Annotated in this window: 22 protein-coding genes; 9 read left to right on the forward strand and 13 right to left on the reverse strand. The window is 73.7% G+C overall.

Translation table 11 applies throughout. The features are described from left to right. Positions 1–59: 59 nt before the first annotated feature. The 3 genes from PV343_RS09985 to PV343_RS09995 all read right to left on the reverse strand — a co-directional run bounded on the left by PV343_RS09985 (position 60) and on the right by PV343_RS09995 (position 2,968). Positions 60–1,259 (reverse strand): glycoside hydrolase family 64 protein, encoded by a 1,200-nt coding sequence (locus PV343_RS09985; RefSeq protein WP_319146469.1) that lies wholly within the window; start codon positions 1,257–1,259, stop codon positions 60–62. Between the two features lie 199 nt (positions 1,260–1,458). Continuing rightward, on the reverse strand, positions 1,459–2,214 hold the full coding sequence (locus PV343_RS09990) for a dienelactone hydrolase family protein (RefSeq protein WP_319146470.1): 756 nt from the start codon (positions 2,212–2,214) through the stop codon (positions 1,459–1,461). Between the two features lie 133 nt (positions 2,215–2,347). Next, entirely contained in the window at positions 2,348–2,968 is a 621-nt protein-coding gene (locus PV343_RS09995) for an L-threonylcarbamoyladenylate synthase (RefSeq protein ID WP_166662872.1), read from the reverse strand. A gap of 333 nt (positions 2,969–3,301) precedes the next feature. On the opposite strand from PV343_RS09995, the gene PV343_RS10000 reads away from it, so the two are divergent. After that, on the forward strand, positions 3,302–4,810 hold the full coding sequence (locus tag PV343_RS10000) for a helix-turn-helix domain-containing protein (protein ID WP_319146471.1): 1,509 nt from the start codon (positions 3,302–3,304) through the stop codon (positions 4,808–4,810). 235 nt (positions 4,811–5,045) lie between these two features. Here PV343_RS10000 and PV343_RS10005 read toward each other — a convergent pair whose 3' ends face one another. Together PV343_RS10005 and PV343_RS10010 are read right to left on the reverse strand one after the other, a co-directional pair. Next, positions 5,046–6,296, reverse strand: coding sequence for a serine hydrolase domain-containing protein (locus tag PV343_RS10005; RefSeq protein WP_319146472.1), 1,251 nt, complete (start codon positions 6,294–6,296; stop codon positions 5,046–5,048). 273 nt (positions 6,297–6,569) lie between these two features. Next, entirely contained in the window at positions 6,570–7,037 is a 468-nt protein-coding gene (locus tag PV343_RS10010; RefSeq protein WP_319146473.1) for a hypothetical protein, read from the reverse strand. Between the two features lie 343 nt (positions 7,038–7,380). Between PV343_RS10010 and PV343_RS10015 the strand changes: the two genes are divergently transcribed. Together PV343_RS10015 and PV343_RS10020 are read left to right on the forward strand one after the other, a co-directional pair. Further along, positions 7,381–8,730, forward strand: a complete 1,350-nt coding sequence (locus PV343_RS10015; protein WP_319146474.1) for a transaminase — start codon at positions 7,381–7,383, stop codon at positions 8,728–8,730. 14 nt (positions 8,731–8,744) lie between these two features. After that, the gene (locus tag PV343_RS10020) at positions 8,745–9,185 is read left to right on the forward strand and encodes an Lrp/AsnC family transcriptional regulator (protein ID WP_317441536.1); all 441 of its coding nucleotides are present in this window, start codon (positions 8,745–8,747) and stop codon (positions 9,183–9,185) included. 44 nt (positions 9,186–9,229) lie between these two features. Here PV343_RS10020 and PV343_RS10025 read toward each other — a convergent pair whose 3' ends face one another. The 5 genes from PV343_RS10025 to PV343_RS10045 all read right to left on the reverse strand — a co-directional run bounded on the left by PV343_RS10025 (position 9,230) and on the right by PV343_RS10045 (position 13,586). After that, positions 9,230–10,336, reverse strand: coding sequence for a PP2C family protein-serine/threonine phosphatase (locus PV343_RS10025; protein WP_319146475.1), 1,107 nt, complete (start codon positions 10,334–10,336; stop codon positions 9,230–9,232). Positions 10,337–10,434: 98 nt separating this feature from the next. Then, on the reverse strand, positions 10,435–11,331 hold the full coding sequence (locus PV343_RS10030; RefSeq protein ID WP_319146476.1) for a Gfo/Idh/MocA family protein: 897 nt from the start codon (positions 11,329–11,331) through the stop codon (positions 10,435–10,437). Between the two features lie 35 nt (positions 11,332–11,366). Next, complete coding sequence (tgmB, locus tag PV343_RS10035; RefSeq protein ID WP_319146477.1) at positions 11,367–12,356, reverse strand: ATP-grasp ribosomal peptide maturase; 990 nt, start codon at positions 12,354–12,356, stop codon at positions 11,367–11,369. Between the two features lie 16 nt (positions 12,357–12,372). Further along, a complete protein-coding gene (gene tgmA, locus PV343_RS10040; protein ID WP_319146478.1) occupies positions 12,373–12,564 on the reverse strand; it encodes a putative ATP-grasp-modified RiPP in 192 nt (63 codons plus the stop codon). Between the two features lie 155 nt (positions 12,565–12,719). Then, positions 12,720–13,586, reverse strand: coding sequence for a fructosamine kinase family protein (locus tag PV343_RS10045; RefSeq protein ID WP_319146479.1), 867 nt, complete (start codon positions 13,584–13,586; stop codon positions 12,720–12,722). 187 nt (positions 13,587–13,773) lie between these two features. Here PV343_RS10045 and PV343_RS10050 point away from each other — a divergent pair, with 187 nt between their 5' ends. Together PV343_RS10050 and PV343_RS10055 are read left to right on the forward strand one after the other, a co-directional pair. Continuing rightward, positions 13,774–14,484: a tRNA-dependent cyclodipeptide synthase gene (locus PV343_RS10050; RefSeq protein WP_319146480.1), complete on the forward strand. Its 711-nt coding sequence runs from the start codon at positions 13,774–13,776 to the stop codon at positions 14,482–14,484. Next, positions 14,481–15,680: a cytochrome P450 gene (locus PV343_RS10055; RefSeq protein ID WP_319146481.1), complete on the forward strand. Its 1,200-nt coding sequence runs from the start codon at positions 14,481–14,483 to the stop codon at positions 15,678–15,680. The genes PV343_RS10050 and PV343_RS10055 overlap by 4 nt, the downstream gene beginning before the upstream one ends. Before the next feature lie 84 nt (positions 15,681–15,764). Here PV343_RS10055 and PV343_RS10060 read toward each other — a convergent pair whose 3' ends face one another. Next, positions 15,765–16,616: an SCO6745 family protein gene (locus PV343_RS10060; RefSeq protein WP_387951795.1), complete on the reverse strand. Its 852-nt coding sequence runs from the start codon at positions 16,614–16,616 to the stop codon at positions 15,765–15,767. 172 nt (positions 16,617–16,788) lie between these two features. After that, positions 16,789–17,790, reverse strand: a complete 1,002-nt coding sequence (locus PV343_RS10065; RefSeq protein ID WP_319146483.1) for a hypothetical protein — start codon at positions 17,788–17,790, stop codon at positions 16,789–16,791. A 570-nt stretch (positions 17,791–18,360) separates the two neighbouring features. Between PV343_RS10065 and PV343_RS10070 the strand changes: the two genes are divergently transcribed. The 4 genes from PV343_RS10070 (at position 18,361) to PV343_RS10085 (ending at position 23,104) form a co-directional block, all read left to right on the forward strand. Further along, the gene (locus tag PV343_RS10070) at positions 18,361–19,023 is read left to right on the forward strand and encodes a hypothetical protein (RefSeq protein WP_319146484.1); all 663 of its coding nucleotides are present in this window, start codon (positions 18,361–18,363) and stop codon (positions 19,021–19,023) included. Between the two features lie 112 nt (positions 19,024–19,135). Further along, positions 19,136–19,813 carry a class F sortase gene (locus PV343_RS10075; RefSeq protein ID WP_319146485.1) on the forward strand — a complete coding sequence of 226 codons (678 nt, stop codon included), beginning with the start codon at positions 19,136–19,138 and terminating at the stop codon, positions 19,811–19,813. 251 nt (positions 19,814–20,064) lie between these two features. After that, a complete protein-coding gene (locus tag PV343_RS10080; protein WP_319146486.1) occupies positions 20,065–21,018 on the forward strand; it encodes a LysR family transcriptional regulator in 954 nt (317 codons plus the stop codon). Positions 21,019–21,169: 151 nt separating this feature from the next. Further along, complete coding sequence (locus PV343_RS10085; RefSeq protein WP_319146487.1) at positions 21,170–23,104, forward strand: collagenase; 1,935 nt, start codon at positions 21,170–21,172, stop codon at positions 23,102–23,104. 84 nt (positions 23,105–23,188) lie between these two features. Here PV343_RS10085 and PV343_RS10090 read toward each other — a convergent pair whose 3' ends face one another. Beyond that, positions 23,189–24,652, reverse strand: coding sequence for a glyceraldehyde-3-phosphate dehydrogenase (locus PV343_RS10090; protein ID WP_319146488.1), 1,464 nt, complete (start codon positions 24,650–24,652; stop codon positions 23,189–23,191). Positions 24,653–24,810 lie beyond the last annotated feature (158 nt).

Raw genomic sequence — 24,810 nt, forward strand, 5'->3', positions numbered from 1 at the left:
TCCCGCACCCCGAGTCCGGGGTGCGGGACCGTCGGCATGTCCGCTCGGTTCGGCTCCGCTCAGTTCAGCGGATCGAGCGTCAGATAGGCCTGCTGCGGATTGCCGTCGTTCACCAGCGACTCCTGGTTGCCGACGTCGTCGAAGGCGAACGCGTACGCCTTGCCGTCGGCCGTCTGCGCGTGGATCTTCCGCGCGTACTGGTTGGTCACGGCGTCCTGGTAGAAGTTCGCCGCCGAGGTGTCCGGCTGGTTGGGATTGGTCAGCAGCGTCGAGCGGTTGAAACCGGCGCACAGCGTGCGGGAGATGGGCCCGCGGACGTTGTCGTTGGGCGCGTCCAGCAGCTTGTGGCAGCCGAACACGCTGTCCGCGTCCGGCTTCTGGAAGCTCGTGACCACGGCGCCGGCGGAGTTGGTGAAGTTCATGACGTTCCCCGAGACGCGGCCGAAGTACTTGGTGTTCGGCTGGTCGGTGAACGGCGTGACCGTCAGGGTGGACGTCGCGTACTTCTGCCAGACCCGGTTGACGTAGTCGTCCATGACGTTCGCCGGGAGCGCCCCGGTCTCCACGCCGTAGAGCGGGGAGAGAGCCCGCAGCACGGTGCCGTCGGAACGGGTCTGGATCAGGTTGGCCCAGCCGCCCGGCTGCCCGCGCAGCGCGTTGAAGAACCCGTTGTAGCCGCCGGACTTCAGGTGTCCGGTGGTGCTCACGCTGCCGTCGGACCGCTGCACGCCGACCGCGTAGGGCGCCGAGAACATGTCCACCTGGGTGCTGTTGAGCCACAGCCCGCCGTCGTTGAGCGTGTACTCCGACCAGTTGAACAGGATGTTGCGGTTGGGGTCGGACGGGTTCTGCACGGCCGGCTGCACCAGCCCGCCCGTGGTCAGCCGGAAGTCGAGCTTCTGGCCGTAGGAGAAGTAGATCCGCCCGGAGAACTTCGGTATGCGGATCGTCTTCGACTGTCCCGCGGAGGGGCCGGCGATCGACGCGTCGGGTGCCGGGGTCGGCGGGTTGCCGCCCGCCGGCCAGGCGTGGAAGGTGCCGTTGGCGTCGGCCCAGCCCTGCCGCCCCGAGGACAGCTGGGTGCCGAGGTCGTAGACGTACACCGGCTCGGAGCGGCCGGAGTTGTTGGTGATCTTCAGAGGGATGGTGTCCGGTACGGCGGCTCCGGCGCGGTCGGGCGTGGCCAGCGCGACGAGGCCGCCGGCCAGGACCGCCGCGGCCGTGAGGGGCAGCGCCGGGCGGGTGATGCTGGGGAGCACTCTCCACCTCCGTGTGGGGTCGGGGTCGTACGGAAATTGGTCCGTACCTGCTTGAGAGCGCTCTCAGCGTCATGTCGAGGCGCGTGCATGTCAATACGTTGGACACGATCCGCCCTGGCGCCCGCCGTGCGGCAGGCGCCCGGACGCGGCGCCGGAATGCCTGTCAGAAGGGGTGTCGCCGGGGGCACCGGACGGTGTGTCAGAAGGTGCGTTCGAGCAGAGCGAGCAGGGCCGCCCAGTGCCGCTCGTCGGCCGCGCGGTCGTAGGCGGGGGTGTCCGCCTGGGTGTAGCCGTGCTTCGCGTGCGCGTAGACCTCGCACGTGTGCCGGACCCCGGCCTCGGTGAGGGCTTCCTCCAGGCGCCGGACCTGTTCCTCGGGCAGCGAGGCGTCGTCGCCGGCGTGCCCGAAGTACAGCTCGGCGGTGATGGAGCCGACCACCCGGTGCGGGCTGCGCGGGTCGTCGGTGGCCAGCCGCCCGCCGTGGAATCCGGCCGCCGCGGCGACCCGGTCGGGATGCGCGGCCGCCGTCCACACAGCGAGCCGGGCGCCCATGCAGTAACCGGTGATCGCGACCGGTCCGTCCGCGGTGAGCGGACTGTCGGCCAGCCAGCGCAGATAGGACTCCGCGTCGCGCTCGATCAGGTCCGGCGTGAGGGACGCCACGATCGGGCCGAGCCGCTCCCAGATGGTCGGGTCGGCGCCCGGGTCGATGAACTCGGGCAGCTCGGTCACCGGGGCCCGGCCGAGCCGGTAGAACACGTTCGGCACCAGGACGGTGTAGCCGGCGCCGGCGAGCCGGTCGGCCATCGACCGCAGATACGGGCGCGGGCCGTAGGCGTCCTGGTAGAACAGAACGGCCGGTCGGGGGTTCCCGTCGGCGGGGTGGGCGAGATAGGCGTCGGCGACGCCGTCGGCCGCCGGGACGTCGACTGCCGTTCCCTGTACGTCGGTCATGGGGAGAAGGCCCTCCTCGCAGGAATGGGGGCCGGGCGGAGGGGCCCGCCCGGCACCGCGGGTGCCGCCCATGCTGCCACGCAAGATCCACCGCGCGGCGGCGGCCCGCTCCGGCCCCCCCCCGCGCCCGCCCTCACTCGAAGCGGCTGGTGTCCCCGGCGCCGCGCCGCACGATCTCGACCTCACCGCCGGAGAAGTCGACCACCGTGGTCGGCTCGGTGCCGCAGTCGCCGGAGTCGACCACCGCGTCCACCGCGTGGTCGAGCCGGTCCTTGATCTCCCAGCCCTGGGTCATCGGCTCCTCCTCGTCCGGCAGCAGCAGCGTGCTGGACAGCAGCGGCTCGCCCAGCTCGGCCAGCAGCGCCTGGGTGACCACGTGGTCCGGGATGCGCACCCCCACGGTCTTCTTCTTGGGGTGCAGCAGCTTGCGCGGCACCTCGCGGGTGGCGGGGAGGATGAAGGTGTAACTGCCCGGCGTCGACGCCTTCACGGCCCGGAACACGTCGTTGTCGACGTGCACGAACTGCCCGAGCTGCGCGAAGTCTCGGCACATCAGGGTGAAGTGGTGCCGGTCGTCCAGCCGGCGGATCGAGCGGATCCGGTCCATGCCGTCCCGGCTGCCCAGCCGGCAGCCCAGGGCGTAGCAGGAGTCGGTCGGGTATGCGATGAGCGCACCCTCCCGGACCGCGTCGGCGACCTGTCCGATGCTGCGCGGCTGGGGGTTCTCGGGGTGCACGTCGAAGTACTTCGCCATCCGCCGAGCTTAGTCCCGTCAGCGGGGGACACGCGCGCGGCACCGGCACGGCCCGGCGTTCGGGGCGCGTCCGGCGGGGCGGGAACCGGCTCCGGCACCCGTCGAAACTCGTCAGGTGTACGTCGTTGAATCCAGGGCAACCGACCGGTGAGGCACCCGGGGCCGTCCCCCCGCCCCGGGGTCGCGGTGTCTTCGCCGGCGGTCCACCCCCCCAGGGCCGTCGGCGGAGCCGTGTCTTCCGGTAGGTGGGCAGGTGGCGGGCACTTTCGGGGCCTGGGGTAACGTCCAGAGACGAAAGCCGGGGTCGACCCCAGGACTTCCGAGGACGAGGAGATGGGTGACGTGGCCGGCCGAGCCGACGAGGCCCCCGACACCCGGCGGCCGCACGACACCGACGGCGCGTGGGCGGAGCAGCTGCTGAGCCACCTGCGCCCCGCGGGCCGTGAACCGCGCCGGGTCGTCGGCTGGCTCGGACCCGCCGTGGGGGCCACGGTCTGCCTCAGGGACGCGCAGGGCGGCCTCCTCGCCGGCGCACCCCTGGCCCTCGACGAGACCGTCCTCGCCGACCTCGTCACCGGCCGGATCTCCGCGGCCGCCCTGGAGTACGGCGGACGCCATGTCCGCATGGTCGGGATACCGCACCCGCAGCAGGGCCCGGCCGCCGGCGCGGTGCTCGCGGTCTCCCGCCCCGAACCCTTCGACCGGCGCGCCGCCGAGATCGTCAACCGCACCGCGAGCGTCCTCGAACTGCTGCTGCGCGAGCGGGAGCTGACGGAGGCCGGGCGACGGCTGCGGCGCGCCACGGCCGATCTGCGCCTCGCCATCCTGCAACTGCTGATGGTGGAGGACACCGTCTCCGCCCGCCGGGTCGCCGCGGGCCTGTGGCCCGGGCTGCTGGAGGCCGACGCGGCCCGGGTCTACGTCCTGGAGGGCTCCCCGGCGGACCGGGACCGTCTCGCCGAGGACTGCGCCGACGTCACCGGCGGCGAGGCCCTCGTCGTGCGCTGCCCCGCGATGGACGGCCACGTCATCGTCGTCACCCCCCGCCCTGCGGCGGGGGAGCGGCTGCGCTCCCTGGTCGACGGCCGGCCCGGCGTCTTCCTCGGCGGCAGCCTCCGCCAGCGCCTCGCCCGGACCGCCACCGCCTACGCCCAGGCCATCAGCGCCCTCGCCGTCGCCCGTTTCCGCCCCGACCAGACGGCCGTCTTCGCCGAACGCACCCGCCCCGCCCGGCTCATGGAGCCGGCCGTGCTGCGCGCCTGGTCCGCCGGCGTACTGCGGCCCCTGGACCGGCTGCCCCACCACATCCGCGCCGAACTCCTCGCCACCACCCGGCTGGGCCTGGAGTTCACCGCGGTCAACGCGGCCAAGGTGCTCGGCGTCAGCCGCAACACCGTCCGCGCCCGCATGGACCGGGTCGAGACCCTGCTCGGCACCGACTTCTCCGACCTCGCCACCCGCGCCGCCGCCCACCTCGCGCTCAACACCGAGGCGGCGCGGGAACCACAGGACTCCGACGAGCCGCCCCCGCCGGCCCCCGCCCGCCTGGGCGACCTGCTCACCTCGGCCGCGCTGCGCAGCTGGGCGGACGACCTCCTCGGCCGCCTCGACGGCGACGGCCGTGACCTGCGCGGCACCCTGCGCGCCTGGCTCGCCGCGGACTCCAACGCCGAGCGCACGGCCCGTGACCTGGGCGTCCACGCCCAGACCGTGCGCGAGCACGTCCGGGCCGCCGAACCCGTCCTGGAACGCCAGCTGCTGGCCATGGGCAGCGACCTGTACGAGGTCGTCCTGGCCCATCTGTCCACCGGCGCCCTCGCCGTACCCGCACTCGGCAGGTGAACCGGGACGAACCGGACTCACCTGTGCACGAGTGAGTCCTCGCCGCTCCCGGGAGGGCACCGGCGCGATACCCGCCGCCCTGTCCCCCCGCGTAGATTCATCGCGCCGCGGGGCACGACCGGAACGGGGGACCGGTCGGAGCCCCGCGCGCCTCAGCCGGATCCCGCCGGAGCCCCGGCCACCCGGCCACCCGCACACCCGGCCGGCCGGCACGCGCCGTCGGCCGGGCCGCGGCTCACCTGGCGGCGGGCTCGGCCGGCAGGTCGAAGACGTGGGCCGGGGACACGATCCTGGTGATCGCCTCGCCGAACAGCGTGCTCGGCTCCTGGCCGTCGTGGTCGACGTCGGTGTTGAGCAGTACCACGAGCGTGGCCCGCGCCGACGGGAGGTAGACGGTCAGGGACTCGTACCCCGGCAGCGAACCGTTGTGGCCGATCCAGCCCTGCACGTCGAAGATGCCCAGGCCGTAGCCCGCGCCCGGGATCGGTGTCGGCGGCGTGATGAGCCGCTGCCGCTGGGTGGCCGGGCTGACCATCCAGCTCCCGTCCGGGAACTGGCCGGTGGCCACCGTGCGGGCCCACACCCGCAGGTCGTCCTGGCGGGAGATCATCGCGCCGGCCGCCCACGCCCAGGACGGGTTCCAGCCGGCCGTGTCCGCGATGCGTCCGTCGGCCGTCTGGTTCGTGTAGCCCTGCGCGTGCGGGGCCGGGAACTCCTTGCCGGCCGGGAACAGCGTGTGCGTCATGCCCGCCGGGTCGAGGATGCTCCGCTGGATGTAGTGGCCGAGCGACTGCCCGGTCTCCTTCTCGACGACGAGGCCGAGCAGGATGAGGTTGGTGTTGGAGTAGAAGAACTTCTCCCCGGGCCGGAACATCACCGGGTGCTTGAAGGAGTAGGCGAGCAACTGCCGGGGCGTGAACGTACGGTTCGGGTCGGACGTGAACGCCTTGTAGAAGCCGTCGTCCTCCGTGTAGTTGAACAGGCCGCTGCGCATGCCGGCCAGGTCCCGCAGTGTGATCGTGTCCCCGTTCGGCACGCCGTCCACGTACGTGCCGATCGGGTCGTCCAGGCCGACCTTGCCCTGGTCCACCAGTTGCAGGAGCGCCGTGACGGTGAACGTCTTGGTCTCGCTGCCGATGCGCATGTACAGGTCCGGCGTCATGGCCCGGCCGTCGCTCTTGTCGGCGACGCCGAACGAGCCCACGTAGCTGCCCCGGTCCGGTGTCCAGAGGCCGACCGTGACGCCGGGCACGTTCGCCTCCCGCATCACCTTCTGTACGGCGGCGTCCAGTTGGCGTGCCACGTCCGGGGTGATCACGCGGACGTCCGGCCCGGTCGGTGAGGGGCTGGGGGAGCCGGCGACGAGGACGGCGGGCACCGTCGCCGGAACCGCCCCGGCGGGAGCGCCGGTGAGCAGTACGGCCAGTGTCCCCACCACTACGACGAGCGCGGCCCCCCTGCGACGGCGTGCGGACGAGAGCGACATGGGCTGCCTCCAGGCACGTGTGGGGCGGCACACGGTGGGCGAGACGTCGGAGCCCGGTCTCTCAGCATAGGAGCGCCCCTCGCACCCCGCCTGTCGGCCGCGGGCGCGCGAGCCGCCGGGCCCCGGCGGACCGCCCCGCCCGGCCGGTGCACGCCCAACTCGTCGCGGGGCGGCGGGCGCAGGGGCGGCCCGTGGCCGTGCAGCGGCCGGGGCCGGGCCGCGTCCACGGCGCGCCGGGGAAGGTCCGGCCGGGGGCCGGGCGTCCCCGAGCCGTCACTGGCCGCACAGCGGGGCGAGGACCGCCAGGGTGCCGTTGGCCTCCCGCAGCGCCTCCTCCAGGGTGCCGGGCGCGTGCAGGGCGCCGGTGCCGTCGGGCGGGATCAGCCACTCCAGTGAGCGGGCGGGCCGGTACGGGGGAGGGACGGACACCCAGGAGCCCTTGGTCGCGTACCGCAGGCCGGCGCCGACCCAGGCCGCGGACGGGTCCGGCGGCAGCAGGAACCCGACCCGGCCCGCCTTGGTGTCCACCAGCGTGGGCCCCGGCACCGGGAGCCCGGGCCGCCACAGGAGGTCCAGGGTGAGCAGTCCGAGCCGCTCGGGCACGCTCAGGACGTCCCAGAACCGGCCCGCCTCCAGCAGCGCGATGCCCTCGCCGTGGTCCCACTCCCACTTGCAGGCGCGCGGATCGGCCGCCGCCGCGGCCAGCCACTCCACACCCCGCATCCACATCGTGTTCGTCATGCGCTGCTCCGGGTGATCCTCGCTCGTCCGTCAAGGCGTGGGAAACGGCCGTGGCCGGACACTCGGCGCGCCCGCACGCCAACCCGGCATATGCATGCTCGTAGATATTTCTACCTGGCGGAAGGGGTGGCGCAGCATGGCGTTTGTGACGATGTGTTCGAACACCGAACGCGATTCCGTCAGCTGCCGCAGGGGGGACGCGTCACCCTCGGCTTCTCGCCCCGCGTGTCGCGCGCACGATTCGAGCGTTCCAGCAATCGATTCGAGCGCTCATGCTTGTGTCGGCGCTGTTTTCGGTCGTAGGCTTCCACTGTTCCGTCACCGCATCCACCGAGGTAGCTCCATGGACCGCACGCGTCTGCACTCCCTCCTCGCCCGCGAGAGCGCCGAGGCCGAACGCCGCAACCCGCGCTCCCGTGAGGCATATGCGCGGGCCGACCACCTCTTCGGCCGGGTGCCGATGACCTGGATGAACAAGACGGCCGGTGCCTTCCCCCGGTATCTGGCCGGTGCCCGGGGCGCCCGGATCACGGACGTGGACGGGCACGAGTACATCGACTTCTGCCTCGGCGACACCGGAGCGATGGCCGGTCACTCGCCGGCCCCGGTCACCGACGCGGCCGACCGGCGGTTCGCCGGCCTGGGCGGGGCCACCGCGATGCTGCCCACGGAGGAGGCCGAGTGGGTCGGCGCCGAGCTGACCCGCCGCTTCGGCCTGGCCCGCTGGAGCTTCTCGCTGACCGCGACGGACGCCAACCGGTGGGCGATCCGCCTCGCCCGGGCGGTCACCGGGCGCCCGAAGATCCTCGTGAACAGCTACAGCTACCACGGCAGCGTCGACGAGTCGCTGATCGTCGTCGGCCCGGACGGCCGGGGCACAGCCCGCCCGGGCAACGTCGGCGCCCCCTGCGACGTCACCCTGACCAGCAGGGTCGCCGAGTTCAACGACCTGGAGGGGCTGGAGCGGGAGCTGGCGCACGGGGACGTCGCCGCCGTCCTCATGGAGCCGGCCCTCACCAACATCGGCATCGTCCTGCCCGAACCGGGCTACCTCGCCGGCGTCAGGGAGCTGACCAGGCGCCACGGCACCCTGCTCATCAACGACGAGACCCACACCTTCTCCGCGGGCCCCGGCGGCTGCACCGCCGCCTGGGACCTGGAGCCCGACCTGCTGACCATCGGCAAGGCGATCGGCGGAGGCATCCCGGCCGGCGCCTACGGGCTCTCCGCCGACCTCGCCGAACGGCTGCTGGGCCGCGCCGACCTGGACCTCGTCGACATGGGCGGCGTCGGCGGCACCCTCGCGGGCAACGCGCTGTCGGTCGCCGCGATGCGGGCCACCCTGGAGCAGGTGCTCACCGACGAGGCCTTCGCCCACATGACGAAGCTCTCCGAGCGCTTCGAGGCGGGTGTCCTGGCCGGCGTCGAGGCGCACCGGCTGCCCTGGTCCGTCAGCCGCCTCGGCGCCCGCACCGAGTACCGCTTCACCTCACCGGCGCCGCGCACGGGCACCGAGTCCGCGGCGGCGGCCGATCCGGAGCTGGAGGACTTCCTGCACCTCTACCTCGCCAACCGGGGCATCCTGCTGACCCCCTTCCACAACATGGCCCTCATGTGCCCCGACACCACCGAGCAGGACGTCGACACCCACACCGAGGTCTTCGCCGCGGCCCTGTCCGAGCTGGCGGGGTGAGGGACGTGGCACCCATGGACGAGACCGACCGGGCCATCCTGCGCGAGCTGCAGACCGACGGCCGTATCGCCTACGCCGACCTCGGCCCGAAGGTCGGCCTGTCCGCCTCGGCGGCCCGCCAGCGGCTGCAGCGCCTGCTGGACTCACGGGCCGTGCAGGTCGTCGGCGTCACCGACCCGATGGCGATGGGCGGGCAGGCCATGGCGCTGCTCGGCATCGGCGTCGACGGCGACCCGCGCGCCGTGGCCGACGCCCTCGCCGACCGCCCGGAGGTGGTCTACTCGGTGCTCACCTCCGGCGGGTTCGACCTGTTCGCCGAGGTCGTCGCGCCGGGCCCCAAGGACCTGCTGGACTTCGTCAACGACGCGGTGCGGCCCCTCGACGGCGTGCGCGAGATCCAGACCTTCCCGTACTTCGGGATCCACACCCACCGCTTCCTGTGGGACGTGGGCTGACCTGCCCGGCCCCGCTCCTGCCGAGCCCCCGCCCCGCCCCACCCCTAGGCGGGCGGCGGCTCGGGCGTCAGGACCAACAGGGTCGCGTCGTCCCGCACGTCGTAGCCCAGCAGGGCGATGTCCTCCCACACGGCGTCGGCGAGTTCAGCGGACGGCGTGTCGGTGAAGCGGTCAAGACGTTCGGCCAGGGGGTAGAAGGAGCCGGCGGCGTTCCGGGCCTCCCAGACGCCGTCGGAGGCGAGCAGCAGCCGGTCGCCCGGCCCGAGCGGCACCGTGACCTCCTTCGGCGGGTCGACACCGACCAGGCCGAGGCCCAGCGGCGGGGCCACCGACACCGTCACCTCCCGGGCCCGGCCCGCGTGCAGCAGCACCGGTGCCGGATGCCCGCAGGCGACCACCCGGACCGCCCGGGTGTCGGCCGTGAACTCCAGCAGCAGCGCGGTCGCGAACAGCTCCCCGTGCCGCACCCCGGCCGAGTCCACCGCCAGTCTGCGGTCCATCCGGGCCGCGACCGACTCCAGGTCGGGCTGGTCGAGCACCGCCTCCCGGAACGCCCCCAGCAGCGACACCACCGTCGCCACCGCCGTCAGCCCGTGCCCGCGCACGTCACCCATCACCGCGCGGACGCCGTGCGGCCCCTCGCGCACGTCGAAGAAGTCGCCGCCCACCAGGGTCCCGTCCTGGGCGGCGCGGTAGAGGCCGGCGCACCCGACCCGGCCGACGCGTTCGGGCAACGGCGGCATCACGGCCCGCTGCACCGCCTCCCCGATCGCGCGCTCCGTGTCCAGCTGGGCGTCGCGACGGCTGCGCACGAAGGAGACGAACACGCTCAGCAGGGCGACGAACACGATGGTGAGCAGATCGGTGTTGCCGGGCCGGTTCAGATGGGTGTTCGGCAGGTGCAGCGCCACCACGACCAGCACGCCGAGAACGGCGGTCGCCACCGGTCCGTAGGAGAGGACGGCGAGCGGCGGGATCGCGCCCAGCAGGAAGCCGAGGTCGGAGGCGTGGGGGGTGACGAGGGAGGCGAGCGTCACCCCGACGAGCAGCAGGACCGGCAGCACCCGTACCCAGCGCGGCGGTGGCGCACCCCGCAGCCAGCCGCGCTCCCCTTGGTTCCGAGGCGACGACCTGCCGTGCACCGATGTCACATCCCCAAGCTACGCCGCCACCGGCACCCGGGCCCCCGGTGCGCGGCGCGGCATCGGGGGTGGCCCGCCCCTCGTGGCCGCCCCCGGGTCGGTCCGCCTCATCCCTGGTCGGCCGGCGCCCCCGCCAGCAGGGCCTCGGCCGCCGCGAGGATCTCGGTGACCCGCAGGCCGAACCCGGCGTCGCAGGCGTGCGGGCGTCCCGTGCGCGCGGCCGTCAGCAGCGCGTCCGCGGCGCGGGTCAGGGCCGGTACCGCGCCCTCGGAACTCCTCGGCAGCAGCGCCACCCCGGAATCGCCCCGCAGTTCCAGGTCGGCCCCGGCCGCCGCGGGCGGCGCGGTCAGGCTCAGGGTCAGGGTGCTCGACGCGCCCGTGGCATGGTCCAGGACCAGGTGCACGGTGTCCGCGGGGCCGTGCGCCGCCGCCAGGACCTGCCGGACGTCACCGAGGACCGGCAGCAGCACCGACAGCGCGTGCGGCCCCACGTCCCACAGCGCGCCCTTCTCCCGCCGCCACGGCGAGGCCGCGAACGGGCTGTCCGCGGTGAACACCGCACCGAGCCACTGGGCCCGCGCCGTGAACCAGCCCGCCACCGCGGCCTGCTCGTCGATCCACGCCTCCGGTTCCTTCTGGAAGCGGGTGGTGAAGAACACCACCGACGCCACCCCGGCCCGCTCGGCCGCCTCGGCGACCGCCCGAGCCTCGGCGGCCCCCAGCGCCAGGGGCTTGTCCAGCAGCAGATGGCGGCCGGCCCGGGCGGCCCGCACCGCCATCCCGGCCTGCACGGCCGGCGGCAGCGCCACGGCCACCGCGTCCACGTCCGCCAGCAGCGCGTCCACGTCCTCGTACGCCCGGACGCCGTACTCCCCGGCCAGCGACCCGGCCGCCTCGGGGCGGCGGCCCCACACCCCGGCGAAGCGCAGGCCGGTGTGCCCGGCCAGGGCGGGGGCGTAGGCCGCCCGGGCCCAGGGGCCTGTACCCAGCAGTCCGATGCGCATCTCGCGTTCCTCTCTCCGTGCCGGTCCCGGTGCCCTCACGACGCCCTGCCCCGGTCGCTGTCGGCGCCGGCACCGGGCATCACCGGTTCCCCGTCCCCGGCCAGCCACCGCGCGATCGTCTCGGCGATCGGCAGGCCGGTGTCCATCTCGACGAAGCCGAACTGGCCGGACTGGTTGCACTCCAGGAACCACCAGATCCCGTCCGCGTCCTCCGCGAAGTCGAAGGCACCGTACGCCAGCCCGGCCTCCCGCAGATAGCGCAGGACGGCCTCGGCGACCCGCGGCGGCACCTCGGCCGGGAGCCAGGGGGAGACCGACGGCGCGAAGCGTACGTCCACGTCGTCGGGGTGGGCGTCCGGATCGGCCGGCTTGCGCGCGGCCAGCAGCCGGTCGCCGACGGCCGTGAGCCGGATGTCGGCACGCTTGGGCACCCGCCGCTGCAGCAGCGTCGGGCCGTAGGCGACGGCCGAGAAGTCGGCGTCCGGCGCGACCCTGCTGGTGGGCACCGCGCGCGGCGGCTCCTGCGGGTGCGCACCGGACACCGGCTTGACCACCAGGTCCGGGAACCGTTCGGCGAACTCCCTGGCCGCCTGCGGGAACGTGGTGATCAGCGTGGCCGGCACCGCGAGCCCGCTGCGCTGGGCGAGCCGCAGCTGCCACGGCTTGTGGCGGGCCCGCCGGGCGGCGTCCGGATCGTTCATCCAGCGGGCGTCGGTACAGCGCAGCATGCCGTACAGCGCCTGGGACGACTCCTCGGTCAGCCAGGCGGACGGCTGGGCGGCGCGCGCGGCCGCCGCCCCGGGCCTGCGCACCCAGACGGAGCGCAGGCCGCTCATGCTCACCAGGCGCCCGCCGACGGACAGGTGTCCGCCGCAGGCGCCCTGCACGTACTCGCCCGACAGGGCCACCCCGCTGGTGAGATCGGCGGGGTCGAGCCGGACCACGGGCACGCCCGCCTCGCCCAGCCGGAGGACCACCATGTCCGCCGTCACGTCCTCTTCGCTGGTCAGGATGAGCACGGTCATGATCCGCCGGCCCGCGTCAGTCGTCGAAGTGCGTCTTGGACCCGGCCGTCGAGGTCGTTGTCCCCAAAGCTCTCAGGGTCGCGTGGTCCATGGCGGCGATCCGCCCGTCCGGGAGGACGTTCAACTGCAGTCCGGAGTCGTACGCGTACGGAGTGGTGACGTCCAACTGCACTGCGGGGCGCGCGTAGTTGAGCGTGAACGGTTGCATCGGTCTCTCCCTGATTCGGCTTTCACGTCCTTATACGAATCGAACGGGTGGTTGGTTTCCTCACACTCCGTGACCATGGTCCGGAGTGGGGCCGTTCGGGCGTCCGGGAGTAGGACGCAGGAGGGGCGGGGGAAGGTGCGCCTCCGCCCCGCGATTCAGCGCGCGAGGGTGTTCCGGGCGGCGCCGAGGGCCTGTTCCGCGTAGTCACGGCCGAACAGCACGGCGTGCACGAGGAGGGGGAAGAGCTGGTGCATACCCACCCGTTCCCGCCATCCGTCGGCCAGGGGTGCCATGTCCTGATACCCCGTCACCACCCGTTCCAGATGCGGGCATCCGAACAGCCGGAGCATCGCGAGATCGGTCTCCCGATGACCCCCGTGCGCGGCCGGGTCGATGAGACGTACATCACCATCGGCACCCCACAGGACATTGCCGTTCCACAGGTCGCCGTGCAGCCGTGCGGGCGGCTCGGCGGGACCGGCGAACTCCGGCAGCAGCCCGCAGACCCGCTCCACCACTGCGGCCTCCCCGGGCCGCACGGTCCCCGCGTCGACCGCCGCGCGCAGATACGGCAGCACCCGGTGCTCGGCGTACCAGGCCGGCCAGTCGGGCATCGGCGCGTTGCGCATCGGCGCGCGGCCGATGTACGCCTCCTCGGGCCCGCCGGGCGGGGGCGCGCCGAACGCCGGTGCCCCGGCGGCGTGCAGAGCCGCCAGCGCCTGGCCGAAACGCGACGCCGCGTCCTCGTCTGGACGCCCGGTCGGTACCCGCTCGGTGACCAGCCACCGCTCGTCCTGCCCGAGCACCGCGGGCACCCGGACCGCCGCCGCCTCGCCGAGCCAGCGCAGCCCGGCCGCTTCCGCCCGGACGGCGCCGGGGGCGTCGCCGCGCTTGACCATCACCACCGTGCCGCCGTCGAGCGTCACCTCGGCCGGTGTGCCGGACGCCCGCCGCCCGCCCGCGACCGGGCGTCCGGTGAGCCGGGACGCCGCCTGCCCTGGATCCTCGTCTCGGTTGACCACGGGCTCAGCGTACGACCCGCAAATGAGGCTCTCCTGAAGGCACTTCGACCATTGCTACGACTGATTCCAGCCAAACCCAGGCGGTCACTACCCGTGTCGTCCCGGTACGGCTAGCGTGAGGGCGCCGCACCGCCACACCAGGGGCACAAGGCCCTCGCGGGACTAGCGCGCGGCGGAGGATTTCCCCGTGACCACAGCATCCGTGCTGATGGCCGACGTCTTCGAAGTCCAGCCCTACACCTCGCACTGCGAAGTCATCCTCGGCGAGGGCGCACACGCGGTGATCGGCGTGTCCCCGGGCAACAGCTACTTCTCGGCCCGGCGCCTGCACGACCTCGCCCGCTGGGGACTGGACCACTTCGACAGGGTCGACTTCGTCTACACCGACCTCTACGTGGCAGAGATGTACGAGGCGTCCGGCTACGCCCCCGACGAGGCCCGCCGCAAGGCGGTGAAGAACCTGCGGGGCGTGCGGGCCAAAGTGCGCGACGCGGTCTCCGCGGCCGACCCGGACGGCTCCCGGCTCGCCTGGCGCCCGATGTCGGCGTTCCGCACCGACCCCGCCTACCAGGAGATCCACCGGCAGCTCAAGGACAGGCTGCGCACCGACGCCGACTTCCGTGCCGTCTGCGACGCCCTGGTGAGCCGCTTCCTGGCCGCCCGCGGCGAGCCGGCCGGCGAGCGGCGGCGCGCCGTGTGCCTGGAGTACGTGTGCGCCGAGGCCCCGCTGTTCCTGGACACCCCCGCCATCCTCAAGGTGCCCTCCTCGCTCAACTGCTATCACCAACTGCTGCCGATGGCCGAGCTGTTGTACTCCCGCGGCGCCGGTCTGCGCGCCTCCCGCAACCAGGGCCACGCCATCGTGACGCCCGCCGCCCCGGAAGGAGCCGCGGCATGACCACCGCGCCCGACATCCCCGCCCCGCTGGATTTCCCGTTCTCCTGGGACGGCACCCGGGTGCCCGCCGGCGTCGAGGAACTGCGCGCCACCGCCCCGGTACGGCGGGTGCGGACCATCGCCGGCGACGAGGCGTGGCTGGTGTCCTCGTACGAGCTGTGCCGGCAGGTCCTCAAGGACGACCGCTTCTCCCTCAAGGACACCTCCGCGCCCGGCGTCCCGCGCCAGTACGCGCTGACCATCCCGCCCGAGGTCGTGAACAACATGGGCAACATCACCGGGGCGGGGCTGCGCCGGGCGGTGCTCAGGGCGCTCAACCCCAAGGCGCCGGGGCTGCTGGACCGGCTGCGCGAGGACGCCCACCGCCTGGTGGACCAGATGGTGGCCGACGGGCCCACCGCCGACCTGCGCGGGGTGTTCTGCGAGCCGTACTCGGCGGGCATGCACTGCCACCTCCTCGGCATCCCGGCGACCGAGGCACCGGCCTTCCTGCGCAGCCTGGACATCGCCTTCATGAACTCCCCGTGCCCGGTCACCGGCGCGAAGCTCAACTGGGACCGGGACATCGCCCGGATGTCCGCGCTCCTCGACGACCCCGCCACCCATGGACTCATGGGCGAACTCGCGGCCCTGCGCGCCGACCCCGAGTACGCCCACCTCACCGGCGAGATGCTCGCCACCGTCGGCGTGACCATGTTCGGTGCGGGCGTCGTCTCCACCTCGGGCTTCCTCGCCATGGCCCTGGTCTACCTGCTCACCCATCCCGTCGCCCGTGACCTGCTCAGGGGCCGGCCCGACCTGATCGGCCCGGGTGTCGAGGAACTGCTGCGGGTGAACCTCTCCATCGGCGACGCGCTGCCCCGGCTGGCGCTGGCGGACGTCCGGCTCGGCGACGTGGAGGTGCGCGCGGGCGAACTGGTCCTGGTGCTGGTGGAGGGCGCGAACCTCGACCCGGCGAAGTTCCCCGACCCGGACCGTTTCGACGTGCACCGGGACAACGCCGCCGACCACCTCTCCTTCGGCGGCGGCGCCCACTACTGCCCGGCCACCGCCCTCGGCCGCGCACACGCCCGGATCGCCCTGGAGGTGCTGCTCGACCGCCTGCCGGACCTCGCGCTCGCCGTGCCCCCCGGTCAACTGGTCTGGCGCACCGGCTTCATGAAGCGGATACCCGAGCGGCTGCCGGTGGCCTGGTAGCCACGCGTCCCGGCCCCCTGCGGGCGTCCCCGGCCCGGTGACCCCGGGCGCGGGACGCCCGCGGACACCGGCCCCACCGGTGTCTCACCGGCCGGCGAGCAGCCGTCCGGTCAGCCCCACCGGGTTGCCGGGCGGCAGCAGCCCGGAGCCCAGGACGGCGCGGGCCAGCGGCTCCAGCAGCCCGGCGAGCCGCTCGGTGCGTTCCGCGCCGAGCACCGCCCACGGCCGCCCGGCCGCCTCGTCGGTCCGGGTCTCCACCAGCGCGCGTTCCGCCTCGCCCGCCGGCGTCAGCCCGCCGTCCCCGGTGAGGAGGCCCCGTTCCCGCAGGCCGGTCCCGGCTGCCGTCCAGTCCTCCTGGGCCCACTTGCGGGTCTCGCGCAGGAACGCTCCGTCGGACTCCCCGGCGGCCGCCTTGAGCACCATGGCCTCCACCGGCCCGAGCCCCTGGCCCACCAGGACCGCGACATGTCCGTCGCCCCGGTGCTCGCGCAGGGTCGTCAGGGCCTGCCACAGCCGAGCCGCCGGTCGTTCCGGCCGCTCCAGCGCCTGGTTGGCGCCGGCCAGCACCCGGCCCGCCGTGTCCGCGCCGGCCGCCGCCTCCCACGCGAGGTCGGCCGCCTCGGCCAGCGCGGCCGACTCCACCGCCTCCGCCCCGAACAGGCCGGTCATCGCCGCCTCCATGGCCTCCGAGCGGGCGGCCAGCACGTCCCCGGGAGCCGCGTACGTCCAGGCGTCCGGCAGCGCCCGGGCCACCCGCGCGGGATGGAAGACGTAGAAACTGCTCGTCACCACCGACGGGGACACCGCGCCGAGCGGGGCAGCCCGTAGCGCGAAGTAGCCCATCCAGAACCCGCGCATGCCGAGCCCGTCCGCGGCCCGCCGGGCCTCGGGCGCGAAGTACACCAGATCGTGCACCGGCTCGAACCGCTCCCACATCTCCCGCGCGACCACGCCCGCCACTCGTTCCTCCCACCACGTCCGCCCGTGGCCACAAGACTGCGCTATGACGGCGGTCATAACAAGGGGGGCGCGAGGGGTACGTGAGGAACGCGGGCCGGCCCGGCCGTGCGGCGTCCATGCGGCTCGTGCGTGCGGCTCGCGCGCGCCGTCAGGCGGCGGGGGAGCTCACCCGCCCCACGGCGTTGCCGAACAGTTGGGTGAACCACACCGTCCGGCCGGGGCCGGCCGTGAGCCGGAAGGGCGGCACCCCCTCGGCGCCGCCCGGCACCGCGAAGGCGGTGACCGTGCCGTCCGGGCCGACCCGCCCGATCCGCCCGGCCGGGTCGGCGTACCAGACGTGTCCGTCCGGTCCGAGCGTGATCCCGCTCGCCCCGCTGTCGGCGCCGGGCAGCGCGAACCGGGTGACCCGCCCTGCGGCGTCGATCCGGCCGACCGCGTCCGGTCCCGACACGGTGAACCACATGCCGCCGGGACCGGCGACGATGTCACCGGGGAAGTCCGCGACCCCGGGCAGCGGGAACTCGGTGATCCGGCCGGTGACGGAGATCCGCCCGATCCTGCGGCCGGCCGGCTCGGTGAACCACAGGGCGCCGTCCGCACCCGCGGCGATGGCGGACGGGGCGGCGTCCGCCGTGGGCAGCGCGAACTCGGTGACCCGGCCGGCCGTGGTGATCCGGCCGATCCTGTCGCCGTCCTGCTCGGTGAACCACAGGGCGCCGTCGGGGCCGGCCGCGATCCCGGCGGGGAAGGCGCCCGCCGCCGGCACCGGGAACTCCGTGACCCGGCCGGCGGTGGTGATCCGGCCGATCCGGTTCCCCTTGCCCTCGGTGAACCACAGCGCCCGGTCCGGGCCCGCGGTGATGCCGAACGGGAAGCTGTCCGGACGGGAGGTGGGGAAGTCGGTGACCGCGCCGCCCGTGGTGATCCGCCCGATCCGGCCGACCCCCGACCCGGTGAACCACAGCGCGCCGTCCGGCCCGGCGGTGATGCCGGCGGGGAGGGTGCCGGGCGTGGTGGTGATCGGGAACACCGTCACCGGCCCGGCGTCGGCCCGCGCCGGTGCGGCGACGGCGGCGAGCCCGATCAGGGCGGCCAGGACGGTGGTGAGCAGACGGCGGGTCCCGCCGTCGGGCGGGGCTGCGGCGGGCACGGACGGCCCCTTCCCGGCGACGGGGACGCGCGACGCCGCCGTGCGGTGATGGTTCGTCGGATCCAGGCCATGGATGCCCCCGCCGCCGTACGGCCCAATCCGCCCGGACGGGGGACACCGGCCGGGCCCGACGGAGGCGCGTGCCGGGAATGGCCAACTTCGCCGTCGCCGTGCCGTGTTGATGGCCGGCCGTCCGCCGTCGGACCGCTGCCGCGGCCGCCGCGGCCGTTTCCGTGTCCACCCGGACGGAGGCGCGGCCTGCGAGCCGTCCGTGGCGGGAGGGTGGCGGACGGCCCGGGGGAGGGGGTGCCCCCTGGCTGCCGTCGAACTGCCGTCGGGCTGCCGTCGAGGTGCCGTCGGGCTGCCGTCGAGGTGCCGTCGGGGTGAAGCGCACTGGCCCGGATGGGGGGTGCACCGGCGTGTCGCTGGGACAGACGGGTGGCGTGATGACCCGGCTGGGCGGCCCGGATGGTGCGCCGCCACGGCCTGACTGACGGTGGTTCATGTCGAGGCCGGGTCCATTCAGCTGATGCCGAATCCGCTGCCCGGCCACGGCGGAAGGACCTCGACATGCGTTCTGCCCGCATCATCCTCGCCACGGCGGCCGCAACCGCCGCCCTCTCCTTCTCAGCGCCCGGGGCCGCGTTCGCCGTACCGGCCGGGGACGACTGGGGCCGCGACGACTCCTCGTACAGCAGCGACCACGACAGCGATTCCGGCCGGGGCAAGGGCTCCGACAACGAACGGGGCAAGGGCTCAGGCAAGGACCACGACAACGACTACAGCACGGAGCGCGGCAAGGGCGGCGGACGCGACGAGCCGCGCGGCGGAATGCACACGGGCGGCGGCGCCCTCGCGGCCGTCCGTGGCGACGACTGGGGGTCGGGCGGCGACGACAGCAGGTTCGACCCCGACACCTACCGCGACAAGGACCAGGGCGGTGGCAAGGAGAGCGGTGGCGGCAAGGAGAGCGGTGGCGGCCGGGACGGCGGCGGTGGCGGCAAGGAGAGCGGCGGCGGTCGCGACAGCGGCGGCGGCGGCCGGGACAGCGGCGGTGGCAAGGACGACTGGGGCGGCGGCGACGACCAGGAGAAGCCCCACGGCGGCATGCACACCGGCGGCGGCGGCCTCGCCCAGCCCGGTGTCACCGCGGGCGGCCTGGCCGTGCTCGCCGTAGGCGCGACGGGTCTGTACGCGCTGCGCCGCAAGAAGGCCGTCGCGCCGGCGTCCTGACCGCTCACCCGCCTTCGCGGGGACCGCGGACGCCGCCGGCGCGCACCGTGCCGGCGGCCCGCGCCCCGCGAACCCGAACCCCGTGCTGCCGTGCCGAATGAGGTGGTGTCCGATGGCAGCAGCTCCCCCCACCCCACCCCCCGCCGAACCGGCGCGGGACGAGCGGCAGTCCGGCCGCGGCGGGCGGCTGACCCTGTGGGGCGTGGCGATCGTCTTCCTCGGCGTCAGCCTCTTCGGCGGCCACCACGGGTCGCGCGAGACCCCGGCCGCTCCCCGCGCCTCCGGCCCGACCAGCTCCGTGCGCTCCGACACCCGGCCCGGCGAGGGCGGCGACGCGCTGCCGCACTCCGTGCCGACCAGGCTCCTCATCCCGAAGATCTCGGTGGACGCGCCGTTCGCCGCCCTGACCCTCGGCCCCACGGGCCAGCTCGAACCGCCGCCCGCGGACAACACCAACCTGGTCGGCTGGTACGCCAAGGGCGCCTCTCCCGGCGAGACGGGCACCTCGATCATCGCCGGGCACGTCGACACGGTGACCTCGGCCGCCGTCTTCGCCAACCTGGACCAGCTCGAACCCGGCGACCGGTTCTCCGTCGACCGCGCCGACGGGCGGACCGCGAACTTCGAGGTGGACGACACGGAGACGTTCGCCAAGGACGACTTCCCGAGCGAGCGCGTGTACGCCGACGCCGACCGCCCCGAGGCCCGGCTGATCACCTGCGCGGGTGACTACGACCACTCGGTGAAGGACTACACCGACAACCTGGTGGTCTTCGCCCACCTCGTGTGACGCGTGTGGGGCGCCGGCGCCGCCGGTCCGTCCCCGCTCGCCCGGCACCTCGCAGGGCGGGGACGATCCTCCGTACCCGGTGCGCCACCGGACCGGCCCGTCCGTGCGCCTTGTGCCCGCGACGGCACGGTGGAACGCTTCCGTCCGCCAGCCCGGCCCCGGCCCCGACCGGCGGGGGGCGTGAGCACCGGTTTCCCGGGTGACGGACAATCTCCGGGTGCCGGTCGTGGGACGGAACGGGGAGTGGAGCGATGGAGCTGGAGCTACGGCATCTGCGGGTGCTGTGCGCGATCGCCGACGCGGGCAGCGTCGGACGCGCCGCCACACACCTCGGGTACTCGCAGCCCGCGGTCAGCACCCAGCTCCGACGCATCGAGCGGCACCTGGGCGAGCCGCTCTTCGAGCGCGGAGCCGGCGGGGTGCGGCCCACCCCGTACGGCGCCGAGGTCGTCGCCCAGGCCCGGGACGTGCTGGCCCGCGCCGACGCCATCGGCCACCGCAGACCCTCCGCCGCGCCCCGCCGGACCCTGCGGGTGGCCTCGACCAACTCGCCCATGCTCTCCGGCACGGTGTCCCGCGTCCGCGCCCGGCTGCCCGACCTGTCCCTCACCCTGACCAGCGTCTACGCCTCCTCACGGATCGTCGAGCTGCTGGAGGAGGGCACGGTGGACGTCGCGATAGCCGCCGACTACCCGGGCATGGAGCTGCGGCACTCGGCCGCCGTGCGGCACCGGGGGATCGTCACCGAGCCGACCTTCGTGGCCCTGCCCGCCCGCCACCGGCTGCGCCAGAGCGCCCAGGTGCAGCTCGCGGACCTGGCCGAGGACGACTGGTTCGTCACCCCCGACGACGGCGCCGGCTGGCCCGGCGTGTTCTACGACGCCTGCGCCGCCGCCGGGTTCACACCGGCCGCCGTGCACGAGTTCCTGGGCGACCAGGGCCAGCTGCAGAGCATGATCGCCGACGGCCTCGGCGTCTCCCTGGTGCAGCCGACGCTGCGCCCCATCCCGCACGTCGCGGTCAAGCCGCTGGCCGGTTCGCCGCTGTGGTGCCGCTACGTGCTGGCCTGGCGGCCCGGCACCGTCTCCGAGGACGTGGCGGACACGCTCGTGCAGTCGGCGCTGGCCGCCTACCGCGATCTCGTCGCCCAGGCACCGCACTTGCGGAACTGGGCGTCGCGCACCTGGAGCACCGCCGGGGCCTGAGCCCCACCCGGCCCGGCGGGCCGCGATGTTATGGGCGAGCGGTGCCATGTGCTATGTCACACGCCATTGTTGTCGCGGGCGGGCCGCTGGGACAGTGCCACTCACGCCTCAACACCCCACAGAGGCGCGTCATTTCGTGGAGGAACCCCAGATGCGCTATCGCTTCGCGCTGCCCGGACGCATGGCCGGCGCCGCCGCCGTCTGCGTCACCGTGGCGGGCCTGCTCTCGACCCCGGCCCTGGCCTCGCCCCAGCAGCACCCCACCACCGCCCGCACGGCCCAGAAGCACGCCCCCGCCCCGCCGCCCGCCGGCCCGGCCGCGGGGGCCACCGAGCGTCCCGCGGCCCCGGCGAGGAGACTCAGCCCGGCCCAGCTCCCGCCGCGGGCACCGGCGTCCACGCGCAGCATGGAGAGCGCGCCGCGGGGCGCGGCGAGGGCGGCGTCCTGCACCCCGGCCGACTTCGGCGGCCGGTCCGGAAGCTCCCTCGTCGCGTTCGTGAAGGCGTCCACGCCGGACTGCGTGAACACCCTGTTCGCGGTCACCGGCCGGGACGCCCACGACGTCTTCCGGCAGGCCCAGATGGTCACCGTGGCGAACGCGTTCACGAGCACGGCCGGGAAGTACCGCGGGGACAACTCCGGGAGCCTGGAACAACTGGTCCTGTTCCTGCGCGCCGGCTACTACGTGCAGTTCAACCACGCCGGTGACGTGGGCGCGTACACGTCCAGGCTGACCTCAGCCGTCACGGCCGGCCTGGACACCTTCTTCGCCCGGTCCCACACGCGCGACGTCAGCGCCGCCAACGGCGACATCCTCGGTGAGGCCGTCGTCCTCACCGACAGCGCCGACCAGCAGGGCCGCTACCTGTACGTCTACCGGCGGCTGCTCAACGGCTACGACAGCTCCTACGACGCGGTCGACAGCATGATCAGGGCCGTCAACGACGTCTACACGCCGCTGTGGCGCGGCAACTGGAACCCCGAGTACGTCAGGGCGGTGGCGGCCGACCCGCGCGTCATCGACACCCTGTACGACTTCGCGCTGGCCAACACCGACCAGCTCGGCACGAATCTGGCTTTCCTCGACTCCAACGCGGGCATGAACGTGGCCCGTTACGTCGAGCATCCCGAACTCCGCGACACCGCACAGCCGTTGACGAAGGAGCTGCTGGACGCGACCGCCATGACCGGCCCGACGGCCGGCCTGTGGGTGGCCGTGGCGACCCAGGCGAGCTACTACGACGCCGCGAACTGCTCCTCCTACGGCGTCTGCGACCTGCCGGGCAAGCTGACCGAGGCCGTCCTGCCCACCGTGCACCGCTGCGACGCGAACATCACCGTCCGCGCCCAGGCCCTGACCGCCGCCGACCTCGACGCCGCCTGCGCGAGCGTCCTCGGCCAGGACGCCTACTTCCGCTCCCTGGTGAAGGCCGCGGGCCCGGTGCCCGGCCAGTACGTCTCCACCCTCCGGCTCGTCGTCTTCGCGAGCCGGGCCGACTACCAGACCTACGCGGGCGCGATCTTCGGCATCAGCACCGACAACGGCGGCATGACCCTGGAGGGCGACCCCTCGGACCCGGCCAACCAGGCCACCTCGATCATGTACCAGAAGGACTACGACGACGGCTTCACGGCCCGGATCTGGAACCTCAACCACGAGTACACGCACTTCCTGGACGGCCGTGACGACATGCTGGGCGACTTCGGCCGGCAGATCTCGGTGCCGGACGTGTGGTGGATCGAGGGCGTCGCCGAGTACGTCTCCTACGGCTACCGGGGCCTCGCCGACGACCAGGCGATCCAGGAGGCCGGCAAGCACACGTACCGGCTGAGCACCCTGTTCGAGAACACCTACGACAACAGCGACGTGACCCGGACCTACCCGTGGGGCTACCTCGCCGTGCGCTACATGGCCGAGCGGCACCCCGACGACGTCCAGCGCATGCTCGCCCGCTTCCGCGCCGGTGACTACACCGGCGGCTACGCCGTCTACCACGACGGCATCGGCACCCGCTACGACGCCGACTTCGACCAGTGGCTCACGGCGTGCGCCGCGGGCGCCTGCGCCAGGCCGGCGAAGGCCTGACCGGGCACCCGGGAAAGACGGCGGCCGCCGACCGGAACCCCGGTCGGCGGCCGCCGCACGCCGTACGCCGTCGTGGCCGGCGGGTCAGACCGCCGTGGCCGGGTACGTCGGGTACTCGACGCCCGAGACGTGCTGGACGACCCGGACGACCTGGCAGGAGTAGCCGAACTCGTTGTCGTACCAGAGGTAGAGGATCGCGTTGTCCCCGTCGACCTTGAGCGCGCCGGCGTCCACGATCGAGGCGTGCCGGGAGCCGATGAAGTCGCTGCTGACCGCGTCGGGCGCCGTGATGAAGTCGATCTGGCGCTTGAGCGGCGAGGTCAGGGAGACCTCGCGCAGGTAGTCGTGCACCTGCTCGCGGGTGGTCTCGCGGGCCAGCTGGAGGTTGAGGATCGCGATCGAGACGTCCGGCACCGGGACGCGGATCGAGCTGCCGCTGATCTTCGCCTTCAGGTCGGGCAGCGCCTTCGCGACGGCGGAGGCGGCACCGGTCTCGGTGATGACCATGTTGAGCGCCGCGGACCGGCCCCGGCGCTCTGACTTGTGGTAGTTGTCCAGCAGGTTCTGGTCGTTGGTGAACGAGTGGACGGTCTCCACGTGGCCGCGCAGCACGCCGTACTCGTCGTCCATGGCCTTCAGCGGCGGGACGATCGCGTTGGTGGTGCAGGAGGCGCAGGACAGGATCCGCTCGTCCGGCTTGATGGTGTCGTGGTTGACGCCGTGCACGATGTTCGGGACGTCGCCCTTGCCCGGCGCGGTCAGCACGACCTTCTCGATGCCGGGGCGCAGGTGCTTGGACAGGCCCTCGCGGTCGCGCCACTTGCCCGTGTTGTCGATGAGGATGGCGTCGCGGATGCCGTACTCGGTGTAGTCCACGTGCGACGGGTCGTCGGCGTAGATCACCTTGATCTCGTTGCCGTTGGCGACGATCGTGCTGTTGTCCTCGTCCACCGTGATGGTGCCCTGGAACTGGCCGTGGATGGAGTCCCGGCGCAGCAGCGAGGCGCGCTTGACGAGGTCCCCGGCGGCCCGCGCGCCGCCCCCGCGCACCACGATGGCGCGCAGCCGCAGGCCGTTGCCGGAGCCGGACTTCTCGATCAGCAGCCGGGCGACGAGCCGGCCGATCCGGCCGAAGCCGTACAGCACGACGTCGCGCGGCTCGCGGCGCTCGATCTTGTTGGCGCCCGTGGCACCCGCGACGGCCTCGGCGGTGAACTCCGCCACACTCAGCCCGCGGTCGTCGGCCTGGTACAAGGTGGCCAGCATGCCCAGGTCGATCTGGGACGGCCCGAGGTCCAGCGTGGTGAGCGCCTGGAGGAACGGCATGGTCTCGGTGACCGACAGCTCGGCGCCGGCGATCTGCCGGGCGAAGCGGTGCGTCTTGAGGATGCTGACCACCGACTTGTTCACCAGGGAGCGGCTGTGCAGCAGGACGGTCACGTCCTGCTCGCGGTGCAGCTTCCCGATGAGCGGGATCATCGACTCCGCGATCTCCTCGCGGATCTTCCAGTTGGTGAACGAGTCGTCGTTGACAGCGTTGACAGTCACGGATCCATCTTTCGAGCTAGGCAGCGCTCATATGGTAACCGCACCTCCATGTGGGCTCCGGCGGGGGGCTGCCAAGGGGGCGCGAGCAGGGCGCGCAGGGAGCGCGGGCGGAGCGTGGGCGCGCTCCGATTCCTGAATCAGGGTGGAACACCGTAAGA

Origin of the sequence: Streptomyces sp. WI03-4A, from assembly GCF_033792105.1 — a bacterium.
Taxonomy (GTDB): Bacteria; Actinomycetota; Actinomycetes; order Streptomycetales; family Streptomycetaceae; genus Streptomyces; species Streptomyces collinus_A.

Coding starts and splice junctions, on each gene's coding strand:
- PV343_RS09990 (WP_319146470.1), bottom strand. CDS start 2,214: ATGACCGACGTACAGGGAACGGCAGTCGACGTCCCGGCGGCCGACGGC.
- PV343_RS09995 (WP_166662872.1), bottom strand. CDS start 2,968: ATGGCGAAGTACTTCGACGTGCACCCCGAGAACCCCCAGCCGCGCAGC.
- PV343_RS10000 (WP_319146471.1), top strand. CDS start 3,302: ATGGGTGACGTGGCCGGCCGAGCCGACGAGGCCCCCGACACCCGGCGG.
- PV343_RS10005 (WP_319146472.1), bottom strand. CDS start 6,296: ATGTCGCTCTCGTCCGCACGCCGTCGCAGGGGGGCCGCGCTCGTCGTA.
- PV343_RS10010 (WP_319146473.1), bottom strand. CDS start 7,037: ATGACGAACACGATGTGGATGCGGGGTGTGGAGTGGCTGGCCGCGGCG.
- PV343_RS10015 (WP_319146474.1), top strand. CDS start 7,381: ATGGACCGCACGCGTCTGCACTCCCTCCTCGCCCGCGAGAGCGCCGAG.
- PV343_RS10020 (WP_317441536.1), top strand. CDS start 8,745: ATGGACGAGACCGACCGGGCCATCCTGCGCGAGCTGCAGACCGACGGC.
- PV343_RS10030 (WP_319146476.1), bottom strand. CDS start 11,331: ATGCGCATCGGACTGCTGGGTACAGGCCCCTGGGCCCGGGCGGCCTAC.
- tgmB (WP_319146477.1), bottom strand. CDS start 12,356: ATGACCGTGCTCATCCTGACCAGCGAAGAGGACGTGACGGCGGACATG.
- tgmA (WP_319146478.1), bottom strand. CDS start 12,564: ATGCAACCGTTCACGCTCAACTACGCGCGCCCCGCAGTGCAGTTGGAC.
- PV343_RS10055 (WP_319146481.1), top strand. CDS start 14,481: ATGACCACCGCGCCCGACATCCCCGCCCCGCTGGATTTCCCGTTCTCC.
- PV343_RS10060 (WP_387951795.1), bottom strand. CDS start 16,616: ATGTGGGAGCGGTTCGAGCCGGTGCACGATCTGGTGTACTTCGCGCCC.
- PV343_RS10070 (WP_319146484.1), top strand. CDS start 18,361: ATGCGTTCTGCCCGCATCATCCTCGCCACGGCGGCCGCAACCGCCGCC.
- PV343_RS10075 (WP_319146485.1), top strand. CDS start 19,136: ATGGCAGCAGCTCCCCCCACCCCACCCCCCGCCGAACCGGCGCGGGAC.
- PV343_RS10080 (WP_319146486.1), top strand. CDS start 20,065: ATGGAGCTGGAGCTACGGCATCTGCGGGTGCTGTGCGCGATCGCCGAC.
- PV343_RS10085 (WP_319146487.1), top strand. CDS start 21,170: ATGCGCTATCGCTTCGCGCTGCCCGGACGCATGGCCGGCGCCGCCGCC.